The following is a 2796-nucleotide window of genomic DNA, read 5'->3' as shown; positions in this document are numbered from 1 at the left end:
TTTCTGATGTGAATCCTGGTGTGGTTTGTTCGCCGGGTGGTGTGGTGTATGTGATTTATACGTCGGGTTCGACGGGGCGGCCGAAGGGTGTGGTGCTGGAGCATCGGAATGTGGTGCGTTTGTTGGAGGTCGCGGAGCGTCATTATGGTTTTTCTTCGGATGATGTGTGGGTGTTGTGTCATTCGTTTGCGTTTGATGTTTCGGTGTGGGAGTTGTGGGGGTCGTTGTTGTATGGCGGTGTTTTGGTGGTGGTGCCGCGGGAGGTGACGCGGTCGCCGGAGGATTTGTTGGGGGTTTTGGTTCGGCATGGGGTGACGGTGTTGAATCAGACGCCGTCGGCGTTTCGGGGTTTGGTGGGTTTGGCGGGGGAGGGGAGGGTGTGTCTGGATCGGTTGCGGGTGGTGGTGTTCGCGGGGGAGAAGTTGGAGTTGGCGGAGCTGGCGCCGTGGGTGGAGCGGTTCGGGTTGGAGCGGCCGGCGTTGGTGAACATGTATGGGATTACCGAGACGACGGTGCATACGACGTATCACCGGTTGGTGGCGGGGGATTTGTTGCCGGGTGGGGGTAATCCGGTGGGGCGTCCGTTGGCTGATCTTCGGGTGTATTTGTTGGACGCGTTTGGGTGTCCGGTGCCGGTTGGGGTGGCGGGGGAGATTTATGTGGGTGGTCCGGGGGTGGCGCGGGGGTATTTGAATCGGCCGTCTTTGACGGCTGAGCGGTTTGTGCCTGATCCGTTTGGTCCGGCGGGTGGGCGGTTGTATCGGAGTGGGGATCTGGCGTGTCGGCGTGCGGATGGGAGTTTGGATTTCCTGGGGCGTGTTGATGATCAGGTGAAGGTTCGGGGTTTCCGGATCGAGTTGGGGGAGATCGTCGCGGTGTTGCGGCGGGTGGAGGGAGTGGTTGATGCGGTTGTGGTGGTGCGTGAGGACGTTCCTGGTGATCGGCGGTTGGTGGGTTATGTGGTGGGGGAGGGGGTTGATCCGGTTCGGTTGAGGGAGGAGTTGTCTCGGTCGTTGCCGGAGTACATGGTGCCGTCGGCGTTTGTGGGGGTGGCGGCGATTCCGTTGAACAACAACGGGAAGTTGGATCGGCGGGCGTTGCCGGTTCCTGGTCGGGGGGCGTTGGCGGCGGGGGTGGATTTCGTGGCGCCTCGGTCGGTGGTGGAGGAGTTGGTGGCGGGGATTTGGCGGGATGTTTTGGGGGTGGAGCGGGTCGGGGTGCATGACAATTTCTTCGAGTTGGGTGGGCATTCGATCCGGGCGGTCGCTTTGGTGGGCGCCCTCCGCAAGAACGGCTTCGACATCTCGGTCCGTGACGTCTTCGAACACCGCACCATCGCCGAACTCATGGACCGTCTGCCCGGTCTCGGGTCCCCGCTGACCGAGACCCCCCTGGTCCGGCCCTTCGAACTGCTCGCCGAAGAGGACCGGGCGGCGATGCCCAGCGGTGTCTCCGACGCCTACCCCCTCGCGTACGTGCAGGCGGGCATGCTGCTGGAGCTCATGGCCGGCGACGAGCGGAACCCCTACCACAACGTCACCTCCTTCCGCGTCCGGGACGAGCGGCCCTTCGATCCGGAGGCCTTCCGCGCCGCCGCCCGGCTGGTGACCCGTCGGCACGAGGTGCTGCGCACCTCCTTCGACCTGGACGGCTACTCCGTCCCCCTGCAGCTCGTGCACACCGAAACCGAACTCCACGTCGAGGTGCGCGACCTGAGCGGCCTCGGCGAGGCGGAGGTCGGCCGATCACTACGGCGGTTCACCGCCGACGAGCGCGCCCGGTTGTTCGACCTGACCAGGCCGGGGCTGATCCGCCTGTTCGCGCACGTCTGCGACGACCGGTCCTGGTGGCTGTCGGTCACCGAGTGCCACGCGATCCTGGAGGGTTGGAGCCACCACTCCATGCTGATGGAGCTGCTGGAGTACTACCGGGTGATCAGGGACGGTGCCGTGCCCGACCCGGCTCCGCTGCCCGCCCTGCGTTACGCCGACTTCGTGGCCGCCGAACAGCGGTCGCTTGAGTCCGAGGACGACAGGGCCTTCTGGCGCGGCGTCGTCACCGACCACCCCAAACTGGCACTTCCGGAGACCTGGGGCGACCGGCCGGACACGCCGCGCGCCGTCCGGCAGGCGGTGGTCTCCTTCACCGACCTTGAGGACGGCCTGCGCGCCCTGGCCGCCGCCGCCGGGGTGCCGCTGAAGAGCGTGCTGCTGGCCGCGTACATGAAGGTGCTGAGCCAGATCACCGACCAGGAGTCCTTCCACACCGGACTGGTCCTGCACGGCAGGCCGGAGGCCGACGGCGCCGACCGTGTCTACGGCCTGTACCTGAACACGCTTCCGTTCCCCTACACCAGGGGTGCCCGTACCTGGCATGACCTGGTGAACGAGGTGTTCACCACCGAGACGGCCATGTGGCGGCACCGCCGGTTCCCCCTGGGGGCGATCCAGCACGAGACCGGCGGGCGGCTGCTCGACGGCATGTTCATCTACCTCGACTTCGACCAGGTCGACACCGAGCTGGTCGACTACCTGGCCAGCATCGACGACAGCCCGACCGAGTTCCCGCTGCACGTGTCCGTCAGGGTCGGCCACGTCGCCATCGCCGTGGACACCCACGTGATCGGCGAGAGGAACGCCGACCGCCTGGCGGAGATGTACCGGCAGGTCCTGGTCGCGATGGCCGCGGATCCGTACGGCGACGCCCGCACCGTCTTCCTGCCCGCCTCCGACCGCGCCCTCCTCGACGGCCTGACCGCTGAGGTGGGGGGTGTTTCGCGGTGTGTGCATGAGGTGT

At 66.1% G+C, this 2796-nt stretch carries 1 protein-coding gene; it reads left to right on the top strand.

Going from position 1 to position 2796, the window contains the following annotated elements; all coding sequences use genetic code 11:
- Nucleotides 1-8: 8 nt before the first annotated feature.
- The coding region (locus tag ACFOYY_RS25010) for an amino acid adenylation domain-containing protein (protein WP_386192531.1) at nt 9-2796 on the top strand (2788 nt) is incomplete at its 3' end.

Origin of the sequence: Streptosporangium jomthongense (assembly GCF_042650425.1) — a bacterium.
GTDB lineage: Bacteria > Actinomycetota > Actinomycetes > Streptosporangiales > Streptosporangiaceae > Streptosporangium.
Note: the sequence above shows the minus strand (reverse complement) of the source record. Positions and strands in the feature narration are given on the sequence as shown.